Origin of the sequence: Janthinobacterium sp. 75, from assembly GCF_004365495.1 — a bacterium.
Classification (GTDB): domain Bacteria; phylum Pseudomonadota; class Gammaproteobacteria; order Burkholderiales; family Burkholderiaceae_D; genus Janthinobacterium.
The window spans coordinates 4,051,094-4,073,039 of sequence record NZ_SORD01000001.1; the positions used below are offsets into that span (position 1 = coordinate 4,051,094).

At 60.9% G+C, this 21,946-nt stretch carries 13 protein-coding genes and 3 tRNA genes; 3 read left to right on the top strand and 13 right to left on the bottom strand.

Annotation, left to right across the window (positions count from 1 at the left end; all coding sequences use genetic code 11):
* Positions 1 to 7: 7 nt before the first annotated feature.
* On the bottom strand, positions 8 to 2,353 hold the full coding sequence (locus tag C8C89_RS18505; RefSeq protein ID WP_243858089.1) for a membrane-bound PQQ-dependent dehydrogenase, glucose/quinate/shikimate family: 2,346 nt from the start codon (positions 2,351 to 2,353) through the stop codon (positions 8 to 10).
* A 305-nt stretch (positions 2,354 to 2,658) separates the two neighbouring features.
* A complete protein-coding gene (locus C8C89_RS18510) occupies positions 2,659 to 3,705 on the bottom strand; it encodes an NAD(P)-dependent alcohol dehydrogenase (protein ID WP_101481174.1) in 1,047 nt (348 codons plus the stop codon).
* Positions 3,706 to 3,883: 178 nt separating this feature from the next.
* Between C8C89_RS18510 and C8C89_RS18515 the strand changes: the two genes are divergently transcribed.
* Positions 3,884 to 4,828: an AraC family transcriptional regulator gene (locus C8C89_RS18515; protein WP_133991653.1), complete on the top strand. Its 945-nt coding sequence runs from the start codon at positions 3,884 to 3,886 to the stop codon at positions 4,826 to 4,828.
* Here the strand turns inward: C8C89_RS18515 and C8C89_RS18520 are convergent.
* Positions 4,810 to 8,382, bottom strand: coding sequence for a hydantoinase B/oxoprolinase family protein (locus C8C89_RS18520; RefSeq protein WP_133991655.1), 3,573 nt, complete (start codon positions 8,380 to 8,382; stop codon positions 4,810 to 4,812). The two genes, C8C89_RS18515 and C8C89_RS18520, sit on opposite strands and share 19 nt — an antisense overlap.
* A gap of 130 nt (positions 8,383 to 8,512) precedes the next feature.
* Here C8C89_RS18520 and C8C89_RS18525 point away from each other — a divergent pair, with 130 nt between their 5' ends.
* Positions 8,513 to 10,063: an NAD(P)H-hydrate dehydratase gene (locus C8C89_RS18525; protein ID WP_133991657.1), complete on the top strand. Its 1,551-nt coding sequence runs from the start codon at positions 8,513 to 8,515 to the stop codon at positions 10,061 to 10,063.
* Between the two features lie 117 nt (positions 10,064 to 10,180).
* On the opposite strand, the gene C8C89_RS18530 is transcribed toward C8C89_RS18525, so the two are convergent.
* Complete coding sequence (locus tag C8C89_RS18530; protein ID WP_133993502.1) at positions 10,181 to 10,828, bottom strand: ABC transporter ATP-binding protein; 648 nt, start codon at positions 10,826 to 10,828, stop codon at positions 10,181 to 10,183.
* Positions 10,829 to 10,988: 160 nt separating this feature from the next.
* Here C8C89_RS18530 and C8C89_RS18535 point away from each other — a divergent pair, with 160 nt between their 5' ends.
* Positions 10,989 to 11,621 (top strand): arylesterase, encoded by a 633-nt coding sequence (locus C8C89_RS18535; RefSeq protein WP_166674792.1) that lies wholly within the window; start codon positions 10,989 to 10,991, stop codon positions 11,619 to 11,621.
* 199 nt (positions 11,622 to 11,820) lie between these two features.
* Here the strand turns inward: C8C89_RS18535 and C8C89_RS18540 are convergent, their stop codons facing one another.
* The 9 genes from C8C89_RS18540 to C8C89_RS18580 all read right to left on the bottom strand — a co-directional run bounded on the left by C8C89_RS18540 (position 11,821) and on the right by C8C89_RS18580 (position 21,933).
* Positions 11,821 to 13,746 carry a SurA N-terminal domain-containing protein gene (locus C8C89_RS18540; protein WP_166674793.1) on the bottom strand — a complete coding sequence of 642 codons (1,926 nt, stop codon included), beginning with the start codon at positions 13,744 to 13,746 and terminating at the stop codon, positions 11,821 to 11,823.
* A gap of 411 nt (positions 13,747 to 14,157) precedes the next feature.
* Positions 14,158 to 14,234: transfer RNA gene (locus C8C89_RS18545), tRNA-Asp, on the bottom strand.
* Positions 14,235 to 14,251: 17 nt separating this feature from the next.
* Positions 14,252 to 14,328 (bottom strand) — tRNA-Asp (locus tag C8C89_RS18550).
* Between the two features lie 125 nt (positions 14,329 to 14,453).
* Positions 14,454 to 14,726, bottom strand: coding sequence for an HU family DNA-binding protein (locus C8C89_RS18555; RefSeq protein ID WP_010398442.1), 273 nt, complete (start codon positions 14,724 to 14,726; stop codon positions 14,454 to 14,456).
* A gap of 204 nt (positions 14,727 to 14,930) precedes the next feature.
* Positions 14,931 to 17,342 carry an endopeptidase La gene (gene lon, locus C8C89_RS18560; RefSeq protein ID WP_101481169.1) on the bottom strand — a complete coding sequence of 804 codons (2,412 nt, stop codon included), beginning with the start codon at positions 17,340 to 17,342 and terminating at the stop codon, positions 14,931 to 14,933.
* Between the two features lie 273 nt (positions 17,343 to 17,615).
* Positions 17,616 to 18,884, bottom strand: a complete 1,269-nt coding sequence (gene clpX / locus C8C89_RS18565; RefSeq protein ID WP_101481168.1) for an ATP-dependent Clp protease ATP-binding subunit ClpX — start codon at positions 18,882 to 18,884, stop codon at positions 17,616 to 17,618.
* Between the two features lie 199 nt (positions 18,885 to 19,083).
* Entirely contained in the window at positions 19,084 to 19,710 is a 627-nt protein-coding gene (clpP, locus tag C8C89_RS18570) for an ATP-dependent Clp endopeptidase proteolytic subunit ClpP (protein ID WP_071077480.1), read from the bottom strand.
* 75 nt (positions 19,711 to 19,785) lie between these two features.
* Positions 19,786 to 21,126 carry a trigger factor gene (gene tig, locus C8C89_RS18575; RefSeq protein ID WP_101484527.1) on the bottom strand — a complete coding sequence of 447 codons (1,341 nt, stop codon included), beginning with the start codon at positions 21,124 to 21,126 and terminating at the stop codon, positions 19,786 to 19,788.
* A gap of 724 nt (positions 21,127 to 21,850) precedes the next feature.
* Positions 21,851 to 21,933: transfer RNA gene (locus tag C8C89_RS18580), tRNA-Leu, on the bottom strand.
* Between the last annotated feature and the right edge of the window lie 13 nt (positions 21,934 to 21,946).

Genomic DNA, 21,946 nt, shown 5'->3' on the forward strand with positions numbered 1-21,946 from the left:
CAAACTCTTACTGTGTCTTGGGAAGCGCGTATGCTATCACGTAATCTCCCCGATCCGGACTCTGGCGGGCGCCGCCCGCCACCACCACGACATACTGGCGGCCCGACTTGGGCGACACATACGTCATCGGCGTGCCTTGCGAGCCCACGGGCATGCGCACCTTCCACACGTCACGCCCAGTGGCGATATCCATGGCGCGCAGATAGTAATCCTGCGTGCCCGCATAAAACACCAGACCCGACGCCGTACTCATGCCGCCGCCCAGGGTGGGCATGCCCAGCGGGATAGGCAGGCGCGCGCGCACGCCGTTAATGACGGCATCTTGCACCGTGCCGGCCGGACGTTCCCACACTTTCGTGCGGGTTTTCAGGTCGATGGCGGCAAACACGCCCCAGGGCGGGCTTTGGCAAGGTATGCCCAGCGGCGAATTGAAGGCCTTGTGGTCGATGACGAACGGCGTCCCATCCATCGGATAGGTGCTGCCCACGCCGTGGCCAGCCGTCAGCTTGGCCACGTCCACCGTTTCGCGCGGCACCAGCTTGACCACTTGCGGCATGCGGATATCGTTGACGAACATATAGCCGTTGCTTTCATCGACGGCTGCACCGCCCCAGTTGAAGCCACCGTAATAGCCCGGGTAGATCAGCGTTTCCTTTGTGCTTGGGGCCGTGAACTCGCCCTGGTAATTGAGCTTGCGGAAGCTGATGCGGCACGCCAGCTGGTCAAAGAAAGTGGCGCCCCACATGTCGCGCTCCGTCAGCGTTTCTGCACCGAGGGCCGGCATGCCGGTGGAATAGGGTTGCGTCTTTGCCACCCAGTCGCCGGCCGCGTGCTCCTGCGGCACGGGTTTTTCCACCACGTCGGCAATGGGTTTTCCCGTGCGGCGGTCCAGCATGAAGATCTGGCCACGCTTGGTCAGCTGCACCAGCGCAGGGATCTTGCCGCCCTTGCCGTCCGGGACGTCGTACAGGGCCGGCTGCGCGGCCACGTCGTAATCCCAGATATCGTGGTGGACGGTTTGATAGGTCCAACGCTCGCGGCCCGTGGCCATGTCGAGGGCGACGATGGCCGACGCGTATTTTTCCGTCAGCGGCGGACGCTTGCCGCCCCAGAAGTCGGGCTGCTCGTTCCCCGTCGGCAGGTACACCAGACCCAGTGCATCATCGAACGCGGGCGCCGACCACATGTTCGGCGTGCTGCGCGTGTACGTCTGCCCTTCCGGCGGCAGCTTGGTGATGGCCGGATTGCCCAGGTCCCAGGCCCATACCAGTTCACCCGTGTCGGCGCTGTAGGCGCGCACGACACCCGATGGTTCATCGGTGGAGCGGCCGTCGAACACCCAGCCGCCGAGGATGATCAGGTTGCGCGCCACCGTGGGCGCGGACGTGTAGGCGTAATACGGCACGTTCATCTTCACCTTGCCCAGGCCGACCGTCAGGTCGACGGAGCCCTTGTCGCCAAAGCCCTCGCACTGCTTGCCCGTCTGCGCGTCGATCTCGATCAGGCGCGCATCCATGGTCACTTGCACGATGCGCTTGGCACACGCGCCGGCCGCCGCAGCGCTGGCCGCCTGCATGCCTTCGAACTGGAAGGGTTTTGTGACCTTGGCAGGCTCGTAATAGCCCACGCCGCGGCAGCGGTTCCACGTCTTGGTGTTGGCCGGCTTGGGATCGAAGGTCCAGCGCTCCTTGCCCGTGTCCGCATCCAGCGCGATGACCTTGCTGGTCGGCGTGCACGTGTAGATGGTGTCGCCGATCTGCAGCGGCGTGTTTTGCGACTCGGAAGCGCCTTCGGCCAATTCGCCCGAGCGGTAGGTCCAGGCCACCTGCAATTGATCGACGTTAGCCTTGTCGATCTGCGTGTACGGCGCGAAGCGCGTGCCTTTCGGCCCATAGCCATAGTGTGCCCAGTTGGCGCTGCCGTCATTGACGGGCGTCACGGCATCCTGCTGCGGCTGCACCGCAGCGTCCGTCACGCCATGCGGCTTGAACATGGCAGCGAAACCGGCCACCAGCACGACGGCAAACAGGGCGGCGAAACCGCGCGACTGGCCAGTGTGTGCCTGGCCAGTCAGCCACGGATGTACGAGGGTGGCCACCAGGCCGATGACGAGGAAGGGTGCCAGGCGCGGCACCATGGGCCAGAAGGCAAACCCGATTTCCCATACAGCCCAGATCAGGGTGGCGACGAGCAGCGCGCCGACGATATTGCCCGCCAGCGGTTTGCGGCGCAGATACAGCACGCCGGCCAGGATCAGGCCGAGACCGGCCAGCAGGTAATACCAGGAACCGCCAAGGGTAATGAGTTCGATGCCGCCCGCCGCCAGGGCCAGGCCGGAAAGTCCAAGAAACATGCCAAAAACCGCCAGCGCAATGCGCTTGCCCCTGGAGACCGGTGGGATTGCCGCCGCTCCATTCTTTGTTGAAGTATCCATTTTTTATCCAAGACGCCTCCCCTGCCCAGGCAAATACGCCGGGGATGGCTGATTTTTTAAATCTACGTAGTGAAACTGTACTGTACGGTTTCATTTTAGGCCGATTCTTGACGCAAGTAAAGAAAGTGACGCGCGAGCTTGATTTTTGGCGGGGATGGGGACGTTGGTGGGATTGTCGGATTACGCGCTTGCGCGTAATCCAACAAACACAGCTGCGCCGGGTGTTACAGCGATGCCATGTCGATCACAAAACGATATCTGACGTCGCTCTTCACCACACGCTCGAACGCCTCATTGATCTCCTGGATGCGGATGATTTCGATGTCGGAGACAATATTGTGCTTGCCGCAGAAATCCAGCATTTCCTGGGTTTCCTTGATCGAGCCGATCATGGAGCCAGACAGGCTGCGGCGCGCACCCACGAGGCCGAAGGCGCTGATCGGCGGCACGGCACCGTCCGGGATACCGACGATGACCATGCTGCCATCGACTTTCAGCAAGTTGATGTACTGGTTCCAGTCGATGGATGCGCCCACGGTGCAGATGATCAGGTCGAACGTGCCGGCCAGCTTGCTGAAGGTTTCCGCATCATTGGTGGCGTAGTAATGCTTGGCGCCCAGGCGCAAGCCGTCTTCGCGCTTCGACAGAGTCTGGCTCAGCACCGTCACTTCGGCGCCCATGGCGTGGGCGATCTTGACGCCCATGTGGCCCAGGCCACCCATGCCCAGGATGGCGACCTGCTTGCCAGGGCCGGCCTTCCAGTGGTTCAGCGGCGAGTACAGGGTGATGCCGGCGCACAGCAGCGGCGCGGCTGCGTCCAGCGGCAGGTTGTCGGGTATCGACAGCACATAGCCTTCCTTGACGACGATGCTGTCCGAGTAGCCGCCCTGCGTGGCCGTCTTGCCATCCGCTTCCAGGCCGTTGTAGGTCTGGATCAGGCCTGGCATGTACTGCTCCAGGTCCACGTTGCGCGTCTTGCAGGTGGTGCAGGAATCGACGAAGCAGCCCACGCCCACATGGTCGCCCACCTTGAACTTGCTGACGTTGGCGCCAACGGCCGTGACGACGCCGGCGATTTCATGGCCAGGCACCATCGGGAAGGCGGCGCCACCCCATTCGTCGCGCGCCTGGTGGATGTCGGAATGGCACACGCCACAGTATTTGATCGAGATGGCCACGTCGTCTTCGCGCGGGGCGCGGCGCTCGAACGTGAACGGTTGCAGTGCGGAAGTCGGGCCCAGTGCGGCGTAGCCTTTGGCGATGGTGGTCATGAAAACTCCTGTATCTATATGTGTGTGACGAGGGGGACGCCTGCCATGCATGCGATTGCACAAGTGTGCCCGAGATGCCGGCCCGCCGTTATCGCGATCCTGCAAGACCTTTGCACGATCCTCCAAATCTGGGTAAGATCACCCCCTGCCCCTCCTCGCCTGACGCATACTGAACTCCATGCCCACACCACTCGCTCCGCAAGATGAAATTGCCGCCCTGATCAGCCGCCACGCGCCGCGCAACGGCGACTACGCGACGGCGATCGGCAACCTGACGTTTCACCGCCAGTCGTCCGTCACGGAATCGCTGTTCCATGCGGCGCGACCCAGCGTGGCCATCATCGCGCAAGGCGCGAAGGACGTCACCCTGGGCACGGAAACCTTCCATTACAGCCGCATGCAGTACCTGCTGACGTCCGTCGAATTGCCCGTCCAGGTGCGCGTGGCGCAAGCGAGCGAAGAACAACCACATTTGTGCGTGGTGCTGGGCATCGACATCGCCGACGTGGCGGCGCTGCTCGACAGTGAAAGCGCAGGCGGTGCGGCGCAGCAGAAAATCCTGCCCGCCACGCGCGGCATTTCCGTCAGCGACGTCTCGCCCGAGCTGCTCGACGCCATGCTGCGCCTCGTGCGCCTGCTGGACAAACCGGCAGAAATCGCCGCGCTGGCGCCCTTGATCCGCCGCGAGCTGACCTACCGGCTGCTGAACGGCCCTGTCGGCGCGCGCCTGCGCCACATGGCGCTGGCAAGCAGCCAGTCGCACCAGGTGGGACAAGCCATCGACTGGATCAAGCACCATTACGCGCAGCCGCTGCGCATCGAGCACCTGGCCGGCATGGCGAACATGAGCATGTCGTCGCTGCACCACCACTTCAAGGCGATTACCGCCATGACGCCGATGCAGTACCAGAAGCTGCTGCGCCTGCAGGAAGCGCGGCGATTGATGCTGGTCGAGCAGATCGACGCAGGCACGGCCGGCTACCGGGTCGGCTACGCCAGCGAATCGCAGTTCAGCCGCGAATACAGCCGCCAGTTCGGCCGCGCACCGATGCGCGACGTGGGCCAGGTGCGCGCGCAGCTCAGCGGGGCCAGCGCCGGCACCGCCTATTCCGTCTTGCCGTAACCGCCGCCGCCCGGCGTCTCGATCACGAACACGTCACCTGCCTGCATGCCGGTCTTGCCGATATGCGCCAGGTGCTCCACCGTACCGTCCGCGCGCTCCACGTAGTTGCGCCCCAGCGCGCCCGCCGCACCGCCATCCATGCCAAACGGAGGATGGACACGGTTGTTCGACAAGATCGCCGCCGTCATCGCTTCCAAAAAGCGCACCCGGCGCACGCCACCATTGCCGCCGTGCCAGCGCCCCGCGCCGCCAGAGCCTGCGCGGATGCTATAGCTGTCAAGCCGCACGGGGTAACGCCATTCGAGGATTTCCGGGTCCGTCAGGCGCGAATTGGTCATGTTCGTCTGCACCACATCCGTACCGTCGAAGCCCGGGCCGGCGCCAGAGCCACCCGAAATCGTCTCGTAATACTGGTATTTGGCGCTGCCGAACGTGAAATTGTTCATCGTGCCCTGCGAGGCAGCCATCGCCCCCAGCGCGCCATACAGGGCATTCGTGATACAGGTCGAGGTTTCCACATTGCCCGAGACGACGGAGGCCGGGTACTGCGGATTGAGCATGGAGCCGGGCGGGATGATCACGGTCAAAGGCTTCAGACAGCCCGCATTGAGCGGAATCTCGTCGTCAACCAAGGTGCGGAACACGTACAGCACGGCCGCCATGCAGACGGCGGACGGCGCGTTGAAGTTGTTCGGCAGCTGGCTTGAAGTCCCCGTAAAGTCGATGGTGGCACTGCGCGCAGCCACGTCGACCCTGATCGCCACCTCGATGCGCGCGCCGTTGTCCAGGTCCAGCGCGTAGCTGCCATCCTTCAGGGTCGTAATGACCCTGCGCACGGCTTCCTCGGCATTGTCCTGCACATGGCCCATATAGGCTTGCACCACGTCCAGGCCAAAATGCGCGACCATGCCATGCAGTTCCTCGGCCCCCTTCTGGTTGGCCGCCACCTGGGCGCGCAAATCGGCGAGGTTTTGCCGAGGATTGCGGGCGGGCCAGGTGGCGCCCGCCAGCATGGCCAGGGTCTCGTCTTCTGCTAACCGTCCCGTGGCGCCGTCCACCAGCTTGAAATTATCGATCAACACGCCCTCTTCCTCGATGCGCGTGGAATCGGGCGGCATCGAACCGGGCGTGGTGCCGCCGATGTCCGCATGGTGGCCGCGCGAACCGACATAGAACAGGATGGCCTTGCCTTCTTCATCGAAGACAGGAGAAATGACCGTCACGTCGGGCAAATGCGTGCCCCCATGATACGGGTCGTTCAGCATGAAGACGTCGCCCGGCTGCATGACGCCCGCGTTGCGCGTCATCACCGTGCGGATGCTCTCGCCCATGGAACCAAGGTGCACGGGCATGTGGGGCGCATTCGCAATCAAGTGGCCTTGTGCGTCGAAGATGGCGCAGCTGAAATCGAGCCGCTCCTTGATGTTGACGGAATGGGCCGTGTTTTGCAGGCGCAGTCCCATCTGCTCGGCGATCGACATGAACAGATTATTGAATATTTCCAGCATCACGGGGTCGGCCTGCGTCCCGATAGCGACACGCTGCGGCAAGGCGACGACCCTGCGCAAGATCAAATGGCCATGCGCCGTCACTTCCGCGCGCCAGCCCGGCTCGATGACGGTGGTGGCGTTGGCGTCACTGACGATGGCAGGACCGGCTATGGTATCGCCGGGGCGCAGACTGTCAGCCCCAAACAGGCCGCTTGGCCGCCACCTTCCGGCGCAGTACATCTCCACCGTCTGCAGGGGCGCCAGCCCGCCTTCACGCGATGCATACGCCGGCGTGGCCACTGGCGGCGCATCGGACGCGCCGATGGCTTCCACGGAGATCGCTTCGACGATCAATGCCCGCGCCGGCATCAAAAAGGAAAAGCGCTTTTTGTATGCCGCCTCGAACTGCGCCTGCATGCCGGCCAGCGTGTCAAACAGCACGACGAGGGCAGAATCTGTGCCTTCATAGCGCAGGTGCACGCGCGACACCAGCGCGATACGCTGCCCTGCCACGCCCTGGCGCAGCAAGTCGCCCCGCGCCAGCTCGCCCAGCGCCGCGACATCACGCGCCAGGTCCACGCCCAATACCGCCTCGATGGCCTGCTCGCGCATGGCGCTCTGGTCGGCCAGGCCCATGCCGTAGGCCGACATCACACCCGCCAGGCTGTGGATGAAGACCGTACGCATGCCCAGCGCATCGGCCACCAGGCAGGCGTGCTGGCCGCCCGCGCCGCCAAAGCTGGTCAGGGTATATTCGGTGACGTCATGACCGCGTTGCACGGAAATCTGCTTGATGGCGTTGGCCATATTGCCCACGGCGATGGCGATATAGCCTTCGGCCACCTGCTCCGGCGTCGAGTTCACCGTGCGCGCCAGCGCCACGAACTGGGCGCGCACGGTGGCCGCGTCCAGCGCTTCATTGGCGTCCGGGCCGAAAACGCGCGGGAAGAATGCCGGCTGCAGCTTGCCCAGCATGACATTGCAGTCGGTGACGGCCAGCGGGCCGCCGCACCGGTAGCTGGCGGGGCCGGGATTGGCGCCCGCGCTGTCCGGCCCCACCTTGTAGCGGGCGCCATCGAAATGCAGGATGGAGCCGCCGCCCGCCGCCACCGTGTGGATGCTCATCATGGGCGCGCGCATGCGCACGCCGGCGATCTGCGTCTCGAACACGCGCTCGAACTCGCCCGCGTAGTGCGACACATCGGTGGACGTGCCGCCCATGTCGAAGCCGATGACCTTATCGAAACCGGCCAGCGCGCTGGCGCGCACCATGCCGACGATGCCGCCCGCAGGGCCGGACAAAATGCTGTCCTTGCCCTGGAAAGCGCGCGCATCCGTCAAGCCGCCGTTCGACTGCATGAATTGCAGGTGCACGCCGGGCAGCTCGGCTGCCAGCTGGTCGACATAACGGCGCAAGATGGGCGACAAATAGGCGTCGACCACCGTGGTGTCGCCGCGCGCCACCAGTTTCATCATGGGGCTCACCTCGTGCGACACGGATACCTGGGTAAATCCCGCCTGGCGCGCCAGCTGCGCCACCCGCGCCTCGTGCGCGTGGTAGCGGTAGCCGTGCATCAGCACGATGGCGATGGCGCGCACGCCGCGCGCATGCGCGTGTTCCAGCGCCGCGCGCGCAGCCGCCTCGTCGAGCTCCTGCACCACTTCGCCGTGGGCGCCCAGGCGTTCATTGATCTCGATTACGTCGCCGTACAGCAGTTCCGGCAAGATGATCTGGCGCGCAAACAGCTGCGGCCGGTTCTGATAGGCGATGCGCAAGGCGTCGCGAAAACCGCGCGTGATGGCCAGCACGGTGGGCTCGCCCTTGCGCTCAAGCAGCGCATTGGTCGCTACCGTCGTGCCCATCTTGATGGCACCCAACCGCTCGACGGGCAGCGGTGCGCCGGGTGCAAGGCCCATTAGCCGGCGCATGCCGGCCAGCGCCGCATCGCGGTACTGGCCCGGGTTCTCCGACAGCAGCTTGTGGGTGGCCAGGCTGCCGTCAGGACGGCGCGCCACGATGTCCGTAAAGGTGCCGCCCCGGTCGATCCAGAATTGCCAGTCCATCGCCACGCCCCCGTACTTATGTGAGATGGCTATTGTAGCCGCCAAACAGACGCGCGTTTCAGGCGTGCGCGCCTTGCCTTCCGCGTGGATCGGCCTTATGTTGAAGGCATACCAACAAATGGAACGCACCATGACCCCGACCGACTTTGCCAGCACCGCCCTTCCCCTCTATTCCGTCGCCGAACTGCGCGCCATCGAACAAGCCGCCATGCAAGACCTGCCGCAAGGGCTGCTGATGCAGCGGGCGGGCCAGGCCGCCGCCAGTGCCGCCTTGAAGCTGCTGCACGCCACGGAAGACGGCGAAGCGGGCCACCGGCGCGTACTGGTGCTGGCCGGCCCCGGCGACAACGGCGGCGATGCGCTGGAAGCGGCCGCGCACCTGGCCGCCAGCGGCACCGAGGTGCTGATATGGCTGGCGCCCGAGGCGCAAGCCACGTCGCCCGAGCGCGAACAAGCCCTGAGCCGCGCGCGCAACAGCGCCGCGCGCTTCATGGACGCGGCAACTTCCATGGCCTCGGCGGCAGTGGGCGCAGCGTCATGGCACCTCGTCATCGATGGCCTGTTCGGCATCGGCGCATCGCGCCCCCTGGACGGCGAATGCCGCGAAGTGGCGCAGTTGGTCAACAAGCTGGCATGCCCCGTGCTGGCGCTCGACGTGCCCAGCGGCTTGCAAGCGGACACGGGCGCCATCGACGGCGTCGCCATCCGCGCCACGCATACGCTCACCTTCATCGGCGACAAGCCTGGTCTGCACACGGCAAACGGCCGCGATTATGCGGGCGAGGTGGAAGTGGCCGCGCTGGCCATCGATCCTTCCCTGCTGCAGCCCGCCAAAGCCCAGCTGGGCGGCCTGCACCTGTTCGCCCGCCAGTTGCAGCCACGGCGCCAGAATACGCACAAGGGCAGCTACGGCAGCGTGGCCATCATCGGCGGCGCGCAAGGCATGGCGGGCGCACCCATCCTGGCGGCCCGCACGGCCCTGCATGCGGGCGCGGGAAGAGTCTATATCGCCTTTCCCGACACGCCGCCAGCATTTGACAGCGGCCAGCCAGAACTGATGTGCCGGCACGCCAGGGACGTGGATTTCTCGGGCCTGCACTTTGCCGCGCTGGTGGTGGGACCAGGCTTGGGCGACGATGTCGATACGGTGGAACTGCTGCAGCGGACGTTCGAGAGCGACAGCCCGCTGCTGCTCGACGCCGATGCGCTGAACCTGATGGCGGCCGAACCGGAACTGCAATCGGCGCTGGCCGTGCGCACGGGCGCGGGGGCGACAATATTGACGCCCCATCCGCTGGAAGCGGCACGCCTGCTCGACCTGACAGTGGCCGAGGTCCAGGCCGACCGCCTGGGCGCGGCGCGCCAGCTGGCCACGCAGCTGGGCGTCATTGTGGTGTTGAAGGGTTCGGGCACGGTCATCGCCGCACCCGATGGTGGCATCGTCATCAACAACACGGGCGGCCCCGCATTGGCGACTGCCGGCACGGGCGATGTGCTGTCCGGCCTGTGCGGCAGCCTGCTGGCGCAGGGCTGGCCGGAATGGGAAGCGGCGCTCGGCGCCGTCTGGCTGCATGGTGCGGCGGCCGATGCGCTGGTGGCCGCAGGCAGCGGCCCCATCGGCCTGACGGCAGGGGAATTGATCCCGGCCATCCGCAAGCTGATCAATGCCTTGTCGGCATAGGTATACGGTGCGTGTTTGTCGGATTACGCGTTCCGCTAATCCGACCTACCCGACGTCCGATATCCTCAAGCCGTAGGTTGGATTAGCGCAGCGTAATCCAACACCACCGCGCCGCAATCACACCAACCTGCCCGCCGCAATCGTAATGGTGCGCCCGCAACGGGCCGCAATCGAACTGTCATGCGTGACGAGAACCAGGGTCGAACCCCGTTCGCGGTTCAACTCGAACATCAGCTGGATCACGGCCTCCCCTGTGGCCGCGTCCAGGCTGCCAGTCGGCTCATCGGCAAACAGCAGCGGAGGCTCCGTCACAAAGGCGCGCGCCAGGGCCACGCGCTGCTGCTCGCCGCCGGACAGGTATTTTGGATAGTGTTTCAGGCGGCTGCCCAGGTTGACTCTGCCCAACATGGCTTGCGCCTTTTCCTTCGCGTCCGGGTCGCCCCGCAATTCCAGCGGCAGCATGACGTTTTCCAGCGCCGTCAGGTGGGCCAGCAGCTGGAAGGACTGGAACACGAAGCCGAGCTTTTCCTTGCGGAAACCGGCGCGACCGTCTTCGTCGAGGGCGAAGATATCGGTGCCGTCGAGGATGACCTTGCCCTCGCTCGGTGTGTCCAGGCCGGCCAGCAGGCCCAATAAAGTCGACTTGCCGGAACCGGAGGCGCCGACGATGGCCAGCGTCTCGCCCGTTTGCACGGTAAAATCGACTTGATGCAGGATGGTCAGCTCACCATCGGCATCGGGTACGCGCTTGGCCAGCTGGACCACTTCGATGGCCGGCTGGGCATTTTGGCTGTTGGCTGCAGCAGGCCGCTGGGCCGCTGCGTCGGACGGGAGAAAACTGGTGGAAGTCGCTTTAGGGAATTCGGGCATGCTGATCTATCTTAAAAAATTTCGTGAACAAATAAGTGTCAAGGGCAGCAGCCGCATGCGACGGCGCACGCTGTCCCTGCTTCCTGCGGCAGCCCTGCTGCTGGTATCGAGCATGACGAATGCCTATTCTGCACCAAAAACGCTGCTGGTGCTCGGCGACAGCCTCTCGGCCGAGTATGGGCTGGCACGGGGCACGGGCTGGGTGGCGCTGCTGGAACAGCGGTTGGCAGCGCAAAAGAACGATACGCGCATCGTCAACGCCAGCATCAGCGGCGAGACCACCAGCGGCGGCCGCGCGCGCCTGCCTGCGCTGCTGACGAAGCACCAGCCCGATGTCGTGCTGATCGAACTGGGCGCCAACGACGGCTTGCGCGGCTTGCCCGTGGCGGCGGCCGAAGCGAATCTGCGCGCCATGGGCGAGGCGGCCAGGAAATCGGGCGCGCAAGTGGTGCTGGTGGGCATGCGCATGCCGCCCAACTATGGCCGCGCCTATGGCGAGCAGTTTTATGGCGTGTACGGCAAGCTGGCCAGGGAATGGAAGGCGCCGCTGGTGCCCTTCATGTTCGAAGGCATCGCCGACCAGCCGCAGCTATTCCAGGCCGACCGCATGCACCCGAATGCGCAGGCGCATCCAACGATACTGAAGAATATCTGGCCGCAGCTAGCGCCGTTACTGAACGCGAAGTAAGCCAGTTGTAGACGTTACCTCCAGCCCGAGACAAGAATCCGGGGTCAGACCCGCCGGGGGAATACGCTCCAATGGAGCGTATTCCGATCACGAAGTGACTGGCCCCAGTCTTACGCCGGCGGGTTGAATAAAGTTCACGACACGCAGACAAAAAAATAGCCGCTCGAAAGCGGCTATTCTTATGCGTGGAAACTAACTCTTATGGTGCTTCTGGCGCTGTGGCTGCCGGGGCGGTGACCGGCTTGACGATCTTCACCTTGGCCTTGGATTTCAGGTACTCGACGTAATCGAACATTTCCTGTTGTGCCAGGATGCCGCTGATCTGGTCTTTCTCTTGCTGGCGGCGTGCTGCATCGACTTGCGCCGGCTGCTGCACCTTGCCGATGCGATAGATGCCATAGCCCAGGGCTGGCAAGTCCACGCCCACATAGGCTGGCAGCTTGCTCGTATCCGCTTTCATGACTTGCGCAATGGCGGCACGGTTGATGCCGTCAAGCTTGCTGCGCGACACCCATTGTGCGGCGCCGAAACCGCTGGCATCACCAGAAGCCTTCAAGGCTGCCAGCTTGGTCTCGCCCGCTTTCTTGGCCAGCTTTTCCGCTTCTTCCATCGTCACGCGCTGACGGATCATCGCTTCGACTTCAGCCAGAGGACGCTTCGAGGCAGGCTTGAATTCCACCACACGGCCGGCGATCAGCACGTTCGGTGCAACGGTGACGGCTTCCGTATTGCGCTTGTCTTTCAGTGTATCGTTCGAGAAGATGGCGGCGAGGAACTTGGCGTTGTTGAACGGCGCCTTGCCCAATGCTGGCGACGGCGTGCGCGACAGGTTGGCGGCGGTTTCCACTTTCAGCTTCAACTTGTCAGCCACCGGTTTCAGGCTGTCCGATTGCTCGTAGACCGTGTTGGTGAACGTCTCAGCCATTTCCGAGTATTTCTTGGCAGCAAATTGCTTTCGCAGGTCGGCCGTGATTTCACCGCGTACTTCATCGAGCGCCCGCACGTGCTGTGGTTTGAGCGAGGTAACGGTCAGGATGTGGTAGCCGAAATCGGAAGCGACAACATCGCTGATTTCGCCTTGCTTGAGTTTGCTGACTGCGCTCAGCAGTGGTGCCGGCAAGCCATCTTTGCCGATCACGCCCAGGTCGCCGCCTTGTTCGGCGGAGGCCGGGTCTTCCGACTTGGCCTTGGCCACGGCGGCAAAGCTGGCAGGTGCCTTGCGCACGTCGGCCAGGATCGCTTCAGCCTTGGCCTTGGCAGCTGCCTTGTCGGCGGCCGATGCGTCTTTCTTGACGGCTACGAGGATGTGGCTGGCCTGGCGCGCTTCTTCGGTCGTGTAGGCTTTCTGGTTCTTCGCGTAGTAGCCGGTCACGTCGGCGTCGGTGACGTCGACTTGCTCGCCGGCAGCGCTGTCGTCCAGCACGACGTATTCGATCTTGGCTTGTTCCGGGATTTCGAAGAACTTGCTGTTCTTGTCATAGAAAGCCTTGATCATGGCGTCCGTCACTTTGACTTCCGGCACGTACTGCGCGATCGGCAACAGCAATTCCTGCACTTCACGCTCTTCCGAGGTGATGTCGGACAGGCGCTTGGCGACGGTGTTCGGCGCGAAGGCGGTGCCTTGCACGGCGCCGGCCAATTGCTGCAGGGCCATGTCGCTGCGGCGGCGCGCATCGTACATCTGCGGCGTCATGCCTTGGGCGGCCAGCATGGACTTGTAGCGTTCCAGGTCGAATTTACCGTCCGGCAAGGTCAAGCCTGGGATTTCCAGCACTTCCTTTTGCAGCGCGGCATCGCTGATGACCAGGTGGCTACGGCCCACTTCGGCGGCCACGGCACGCTCGGCGATCAGATTGTCGAGGATGCTCTGGCGCGCTTCCGGCGTGTCAAACATTTTCTGGTCGAACTGCTCGCCCATCATCTGGCGGTAGCGGTCGATCTGCTGACGTTGCGCTTCTTCATATTGCTGCTGCGTCACGACCTGGTCGCCGACCTTGGCGATGGTGTTCGCGCCGTCGCCGAAGCTTTGGTAGCCGCTGATACCGACCAGTGCAAAAGACGGGACGATGACCAGCATCAAGAGAAACTGCATCAAGCGTCGATGGGTACGAATAAATTCAAACATGGTCAGCCAATTCGGGATGAGTGGATCACTATAAAAAAAGGCGAACATGCGTTCGCCTTGATTTCTTCGGCGGAATGGACGGGACAGATGTCCACTTCCCCTTTAGATTCAACAACTTGGCGCTGGAACTAAAGCAGGATTCTGACGCCCAAGCCATTATCTCCTGATTCTACAATGCCCATAGCGCTATAGCAAGAGTAAATCAGGGCGCGCGCCCTGCCCCGGCGGCGCCGGGCTGGCAAGGCGCCAGCAGGGACATTAAACACGGCAAAGCTTAAAGCGGATTTAAATACCCGCGCCGTCCAATTAAAAACGGCAGGCGGATAATTGAAAATGAAAGAGCACCAAGATAATCGGACGCATAAAAGAAAAACCCGCGCTACTTATTCAGCAGCGCGGGCTTCTATATTCTGGCGGAGCGGACGGGACTCGAACCCGCGACCCCCGACGTGACAGGCCGGTATTCTAACCAACTGAACTACCACTCCTTAAGAGCGTATTTTTTTGGCGGAGCGGACGGGACTCGAACCCGCGACCTCCGACGTGACAGGCCGGCATTCTAACCAACTGAACTACCACTCCGAAAAATACACAGTACTACTTGCATTTGCATCCAGGATCGTTATTCAAGGAACTTCGATCCTGAAATCGCGGCACCCGGGGGCACCGCCAAATGTTTCCGGTGATTGTCACCTCACCGAAGTCCGTTAGTTTACAGCATCCTTCAAAGCTTTACCAGCTTTAAATTTTGGAACTTTTGCTGCTTCGATCGTGATCGCTTCTTTGGTACGCGGATTGCGGCCGGTACGCTCAGCGCGTTCGCTGACCGAGAAAGTGCCAAAACCAACCAGCGTCACGCTGTCGTTGTTTTTCAAAGTTTCCGTCACGCCGCCGATAACAGCGTCGAGTGCGCGCGCAGCGGCGGCTTTGGAAATGTCAGCTTTTTCAGCAATGTGGTCGATCAATTCAGTCTTGTTCACTAGCATCCCCAATTACAAAGGTATAAAACGTTTACCGTATCGTTGCGGCACTTTTGGCACCACAGCTGTCCGGCGAAAAAAATGTGCAGGCGTATTAAACAAGCCACACTGTATATGTGTCAAGCGCTTTGGGGCCGCAATTCACGTTTCAATATAAAACAAGCGCTCTAAAAGCGCTTGTTTGGGGAAAACAGGGGTAAAACGTTAGTGTTTTACCACCTCGCCAGCCGCGTCAGGCTTGGCTGCGGCGGCCGTGACGGCCTCCACCGCAGCGACTTCGACCAACGGTTCAGGCATGCGCTCGAGGGCGATTTCCAGCACTTTGTCGATCCAGCGCACAGGCACGATCTCCAGCTTGTTCTTGACGTTGTCCGGAATTTCGGCCAGGTCCTTCACATTTTGCTCTGGGATCAGGACCGTCTTGATGCCGCCGCGATGGGCCGCCAGCAGCTTCTCTTTCAGGCCGCCAATCGGCAACACTTCGCCGCGCAAGGTGATCTCGCCCGTCATCGCCACGTCGGCGCGCACGGGGATGCCCGTGAAGACCGACACCATCGCCACCGTCATGGCCGCGCCAGCCGAAGGACCATCCTTCGGTGTCGCGCCTTCCGGCACGTGGATGTGGATATCGCTCTTCTCGAACACGTCCGCCTTGATGCCCAGGCGCTGCGCCCGGCTGCGCACCACCGTGCGGGCTGCCTCGATCGACTCTTTCATGACGTCGCCCAGGGTACCCGTGCGGATGATGCCGCCCTTGCCCGGCATCGACACGGCTTCGATGGTCAGCAGATCGCCGCCCACTTCCGTCCATGCCAGACCGACCACCTGACCCACCTGGTTTTCTTTCTCTGCGACACCAAAATCATAGCGGCGCACGCCAAGGAATTTATCCAGGTTCTTCGAGTTGACGATGACCTTCTTGTCGGATTTCTTCAGCAGCAGCATCTTAACCACCTTGCGGCAGATCTTCGACACTTCACGCTCGAGCGAACGCACACCGGCTTCCCGCGTGTAGTAGCGGATGATGTCGCGCAAGGCCGACTCGGCCACCGAGATTTCCTCTTCCTTCAAGCCATTGTTCTTGATCTGCTTCGGCAGCAGGTAACGCTGCGCGATGCTGGTCTTTTCATCTTCCGTGTAACCGGACAGACGGATCACTTCCATGCGGTCAAGCAAGGCTGGCGGAATGTTGTACGAGTTCGACGTCGCCACGAACATCACGTCGGAGAGGTCGAAATCGACTTCGATGTAATGGTCGGAGAACGTGTGGTTCTGTTCAGGATCGAGCACTTCCAGCAGGGCCGACGACGGGTCGCCACGGAAATCGGCACCCATTTTGTCGACTTCATCGAGCAGGAACAGGGGATTGCGCACGCCGACTTTCGACAGCGATTGCAAGATCTTGCCCGGCATCGAACCGATGTAGGTGCGGCGGTGACCGCGGATCTCGGCTTCGTCGCGCACGCCGCCCAGAGCCATGCGCACGAACTTGCGGTTCGTGGCGCGGGCGATGGACTGGCCCAGCGAGGTTTTACCCACGCCCGGAGGACCGACGAAGCACAGGATAGGCGCTTTCAGCTTGTCGACGCGCTGTTGCACCGCGAGGTATTCCAGAATGCGTTCCTTGACCTTGTCGAGGCCGTAGTGGTCGCCTTCGAGCACTTTTTCCGCATTCGCCAGGTCGTTATTGACCTTGGATTTCTTTTTCCAAGGCAAGTTGACCAGGGTGTCGATGTAGTTGCGCACGACGGTGGCTTCGGCCGACATCGGCGACATCAGCTTGAGCTTTTTCAACTCGTTGGTCGCCTTGTCGAGCGCTTCCTTCGGCATTTTTGCCGAAGCGACTTTTTTCTCCAGCTCGTCGAGGTCGGCGCCATCTTCGCCCTCGCCCAGTTCTTTCTGGATCGCCTTGACTTGCTCGTTCAGGTAGTACTCGCGCTGCGATTTTTCCATCTGCCGCTTCACGCGGCCGCGAATGCGCTTTTCCACCTGCAGAATGTCGAGCTCACCTTCGAGTTGGCCCAGCAGGTGCTCGAGACGCTTGGCCACGCTGAAAATTTCCAGGATGACTTGTTTTTGCTCAAGCTTCAAAGGCAGATGCGCGGCCACCGTGTCGGCCAGGCGGCCGGCATCGTCGATGCCCGACAGCGAAGCGAGGATTTCCGGTGGAATCTTTTTGTTCAGTTTGACGTACTGATCAAACTGCTGCACGATCGCGCGGCGCATGGCTTCGACTTCCGACTCGTCGCCCGGCTCGGACTCGAGCGGCGTCAGGTCGGCGATGAAGTGCGTCGGCGAATCGCTGATGTGGTTGATTCGGGCACGCTGCGCGCCTTCGACCAGCACCTTGACGGTGCCATCGGGCAGCTTCAGCATTTGCAGAATATTGGCGACACAGCCAATTTCATAGATATCCGAAGGGGACGGCTCGTCCTTCGCGGCTGCTTTTTGAGCGGCAAGCATAATACTCTTGCCCTGCTCCATCGCAGCTTCCAGCGCCTTGATCGACTTTGGACGGCCAACGAACAGCGGTATCACCATATGCGGGAAAACGACGACATCCCGCAACGGCAATAACGGCAGTTGAGTTTGCTCAGTTAATTTGGAAGTTGTCATGGCGTACCTTATAGAAAGCGTGTTTACGATGTTGGCGCTCGCTGCCAAAACACAAGACCGGCGAGAATAAATAATTCTGTGAAACAAACATAGAGTCTATTTCGCAAAACACACCCGCATGACTGTAACAAATGCAGTTTTAACAGTAAAAAAGCCACGCGCAGCTAAGCGCCGCGAGTGGCTTTACGATTGAAGCCTGCACTCATTAATTTAAATTGTACTGCCATGCATTAAGGAATCAAAACCCTTTTTATGCATTTGTCTCGGCAGTTTTCAATTTTCTCCGGAGGCTTTGGCAGTCTCTTGGTAAATCAACAAAGGTTTGGCACCACTGGTGATGGTATTTTCGTCGATAACGACCTTCACCACATTTTGTTCGCTCGGCAGTTCGTACATGACGTCCAGCAAAGCATGTTCCAGGATGGAACGCAGGCCACGGGCACCGGTCTTGCGCGCCAGCGCCTTCTTGGCGATCGCATGCAGGGCGGCCGGACGAATCTCCAGTTCCGCGCCTTCCATCTCAAGCAGCTTCGAATACTGCTTGATCAGCGCATTCTTTGGCTCGACCAGAATCTGGATCAGCGCCTCTTCCGTCAATTCCGCCAGGGTGGCGATGACGGGCAGACGACCCACCAGTTCCGGGATCAGGCCGAACTTGACCAAATCTTCCGGTTCTGCTTGCAGCATCAGTTCGCTGGCCGAGCTTTGCGACTTGCTGCGCACCGTGGCCGAGAAGCCGATGCCGCTCTTTTCGGAACGGTTGGCGATCACTTTCGACAGGCCGTCGAAGGCGCCGCCGCAGATGAACATGATGTTGGTCGTGTCGATCTGCACGAAATCCTGGTTCGGGTGCTTGCGGCCGCCTTGTGGCGGCACGGAAGCCATCGTGCCTTCGATGAGTTTCAACAAGGCTTGCTGCACGCCCTCGCCCGACACGTCGCGCGTGATGGACGGATTGTCGGACTTGCGCGAAATCTTGTCGATTTCATCGATGTAGACGATGCCGCGCTGGGCTTTCTCGACGTCATAGTTGCAGCTTTGCAGCAGCTTCTGGATGATGTTTTCCACGTCTTCACCCACGTAACCGGCTTCGGTCAAGGTGGTGGCGTCGGCGATCACGAACGGCACGTTGAGCATGCGCGCCAGGGTCTGTGCCAGCAGGGTCTTGCCCGAGCCGGTAGGACCGACCAGCAAGATGTTGCTCTTGGCCAGCTCGATGTCGTCTTTCTTGCCCAGGTGCTTGAGGCGCTTGTAATGGTTGTACACCGCCACCGACAGGATGCGCTTGGCAGTCTGCTGGCCGATCACGTACTGATCGAGCAAGGCGGCAATTTCTTGCGGCGTCGGCAGGTCGGATTTGCTACCCGTCACCGTCTCGATGCTCGACGTTTCATCACGGATGATGTCGTTGCACAGGTCGATGCACTCGTCGCAAATGAACACGGACGGGCCGGCGATGAGTTTCTTCACCTCGTGCTGGCTTTTGCCGCAGAACGAGCAATACAGTAATTTTTCGCCGCTAGAGGATTTTTTGTCTGACATAAGGCATTTTGGTTGGAACTGCATTAACAATATTGCAAAATCGCAAGCCGGAGTGCGGTAGTTGTCCGAAAGACAGCCACCCATGGCGCAAGCCAACAACGTGCACAAGCTCCATGCTACCCGAAATAAAAGCGAAACGCCCGAACGTTTGATCGCCCGGGCGTTTACTTACAAGCTTAGCAATACCGGTAGGGGCTCATCAAGCGCGGCTGGTCAACACTTTGTCGATCAAACCATACTCAACGGCCTCGTCGGCGGACATGAAACGGTCGCGGTCGGTGTCCTTGGCGATCTGTTCGATCGACTGGCCCGTGCGCTCGGCCATGATGCCGTTCAAGCGGGTGCGCAGGTAAAGGATTTCCCTTGCCTGGATCTCGATATCGGACGCCATGCCTTGCGAACCACCGGACGGCTGGTGAATCATGATGCGCGAGTTCGGCAGCGAGAAACGCTTGCCCTTGGCGCCAGCGGCCAGCAGGAAAGCGCCCATCGAAGCAGCCATGCCCGTACACAGGGTCGAGACGTCCGGCTTGATGAACTGCATGGTATCGTAGATGGCCATGCCGGCCGAGACCGAACCACCTGGCGAGTTGATGTAGAGCGAAATTTCCTTTTCCGGATTTTCGCTTTCCAGGAACAGCAACTGGGCGACCACCAGGTTGGCCATCTGGTCATTGACCGGGCCGACCATGAAAATCAAGCGTTCCTTCAGCAGGCGCGAGTAAATATCATACGAGCGCTCGCCGCGACCGCTTTGTTCCACCACCATCGGCACCAGGCCGAGCATCTCTGTGTCCAGCGCTGGATTACGGTTCATACCTGTCATTTCATTTCCTTGTGAAGCAGTTAGGGGATACCACCATTACTTTTCAGCAACAATGGCATCCCAATACCAACTGGTTTACGCTTGTGCGTTGCTTCCCATCAGTTCGTCGAAAGCAACTGCTTTCGTCGTGACTTTCGACAGGCCCAACACGTAAGTGACGACGTTTTCTTCCAATACAAGGGCTTCGATCTCACCCAGACGACGACGGTCGCTGTAGTAGTACTTCAGCACTTCGCGTGGATCTTCGTAGCTTTGAGCGAAATCTTCGATTTGCGCCTTGACTTGCTCAGGCGTTGCCTGCAGCTTGTTGTCGCCCACCAGTTGCGACAGGATCAGACCCAGGCGTACGCGACGCTCGGCTTTTTCTGCGAACAGTTCTGCTGGGAAAGGCACGTCCTTGACGTTCATGCCGCGCTGCGCCATGTCTTGACGGGTCATTTCGGCCAGACGCTCGGAATCCTGAGCGATCAGCGTTTTTGGCACGTCCAGTTCAGCAACTTTGATCAGCGCGTCCATGACGGCTTCCTTGTTGCGTGCTTTTACGCGGCCAGCAACTTCGCGTTGCAGGTTGACTTTGATGTCTTCGCGCATTTTGGCCAGATCGCCATCGGCAACGCCCAAGGACTTTGCGAATTCAGCGTTGACTTCCGGCAGGTGCGCCCATTCCAGCTTTTGCAGGGTGATGGTGAACGAGGCGGTCTTGCCGGCCACGTCCTTGCCATGGTAATCCTCAGGGAACGACAATGGGAAAGTCTTGGACTCGCCCACTTTCAGGCCCAGGGTCGCTGCTTCGAATTCTGGCAGCATGCGGCCTTCGCCCAGCACGAAAGCGTAGCCTTCAGCTTTGCCGCCCGGGAATTCAACGCCATCGATAGAACCGACGAAGTCGACGGTCACGCGGTCGCCGTTGGCAGCGATCGGCTCACCGCCGTCGCCGTGTTCGCCAGCTTCGCCCTTGGTGTGGAAGTGCACGCGCTGCTTGCGCAGGATGTCGATGGTCTTGTCGATTTCGGCTTCCGACACGTCGGCTTGCACGGTTTCGATTTCAACAGCCGTCAGGTCGCCGATGGCGACTTCCGGATACACTTCGAAGGTTGCATCGAAAGCCAGCTGGCCTTCGGCTGCTTCTTCTTTCGGCACGATGTTCGGGAAACCGGCCACGCGCAGATTGTTTTCGTTGGCGGCGTCGTTGAACGCGCGGCCGACTTTGTCATTCAGCACTTCCGATTCAATTTGGTAGCCGTATTGTGCTGCGACCATTTTCAACGGCACTTTGCCCGGACGGAAGCCCGGTGCCTTAGCCGTACGGGCTTGCACTTTCAGGCGCTTCTCAACTTCCGTGCGGACGTCCGTCAGCGGGAAGGAGATCGTGATACGACGTTCGAGTTTGCCCAAGGTTTCGACTGCAGTTGCCATGTAAAAAATCGTCCAAAAAATAAACACTGTTGGTGCGAGAAAAGAAGACCCGACCCCTTGCGCCATCACTGGCGGCAAGACATGGGTCCAGCTTCACTCGCTCGCATATTCATCTGTAAAAGTACTGGAAAACAGGACGATGGACCTGGTCTACCCGGCTGAGGGAAAAACCCGCACCAGGCACCAAACAATCCGCCGCTTCCAGTACTGCGACAGGGCTCCGAGCGTCCAGCTTTGCTTCCAAGTAAATGCAAGGCCGGCCATCATTCGGTAAAGCGTGGCATTATAACAAAGGACTTCGGGAAAGTGGCTGGCTTTGCAGCCCGACCACAGAGGATGCCAGCGGCGGCGAACGAATCGCCACAGCCTGGATGGCCCTGTCTTTACTCTTGCCCCGGCATTCTTTATTTCGCCAGAGACAGGCTTTCCAGCCTGCTTCGTTCATTAGTATATGCGAACTGTCGCTCCGTCCGAAACAAAGAAATGCGCTCTTGGCGAAGATTTCGGGCAAAAAACCTTTGATTTACCTCAATTTGGCCATTTTCCAGGCAAATCTCCGCCCGGCTCCTGCACCGCCGCCCGATCTCTGGCAAAAAAAGTGCAAACGAAGACATCCCGAACGACGGAAATATAGCAAAGGCAACAGGAAAACAAAAAAGATGCCTGCAACGAGGCTGAAGAACAACTTGATGGTGCTGCACGTCCGGGCTGAAACAACCCGGATTGGTGCGGATGGGGAGACTCGAACTCCCAAGCCGAAGCACTGGCTTCTAAGACCAGCGTGTCTACCAATTCCACCACATCCGCATTTCGTACTACT

Bases quoted from the DNA above. Each gene is read 5' to 3' on its own strand.
- C8C89_RS18505 (WP_243858089.1), bottom strand. From the start codon at position 2,353: ATGTTTCTTGGACTTTCCGGCCTGGCCCTGGCGGCGGGCGGCATCGAA.
- C8C89_RS18510 (WP_101481174.1), bottom strand. From the start codon at position 3,705: ATGACCACCATCGCCAAAGGCTACGCCGCACTGGGCCCGACTTCCGCA.
- C8C89_RS18515 (WP_133991653.1), top strand. From the start codon at position 3,884: ATGCCCACACCACTCGCTCCGCAAGATGAAATTGCCGCCCTGATCAGC.
- C8C89_RS18520 (WP_133991655.1), bottom strand. From the start codon at position 8,382: ATGGACTGGCAATTCTGGATCGACCGGGGCGGCACCTTTACGGACATC.
- C8C89_RS18525 (WP_133991657.1), top strand. From the start codon at position 8,513: ATGACCCCGACCGACTTTGCCAGCACCGCCCTTCCCCTCTATTCCGTC.
- C8C89_RS18535 (WP_166674792.1), top strand. From the start codon at position 10,989: ATGCGACGGCGCACGCTGTCCCTGCTTCCTGCGGCAGCCCTGCTGCTG.
- C8C89_RS18540 (WP_166674793.1), bottom strand. From the start codon at position 13,746: ATGTTTGAATTTATTCGTACCCATCGACGCTTGATGCAGTTTCTCTTG.
- lon (WP_101481169.1), bottom strand. From the start codon at position 17,342: ATGACAACTTCCAAATTAACTGAGCAAACTCAACTGCCGTTATTGCCG.
- clpX (WP_101481168.1), bottom strand. From the start codon at position 18,884: ATGTCAGACAAAAAATCCTCTAGCGGCGAAAAATTACTGTATTGCTCG.
- clpP (WP_071077480.1), bottom strand. From the start codon at position 19,710: ATGACAGGTATGAACCGTAATCCAGCGCTGGACACAGAGATGCTCGGC.
- tig (WP_101484527.1), bottom strand. From the start codon at position 21,126: ATGGCAACTGCAGTCGAAACCTTGGGCAAACTCGAACGTCGTATCACG.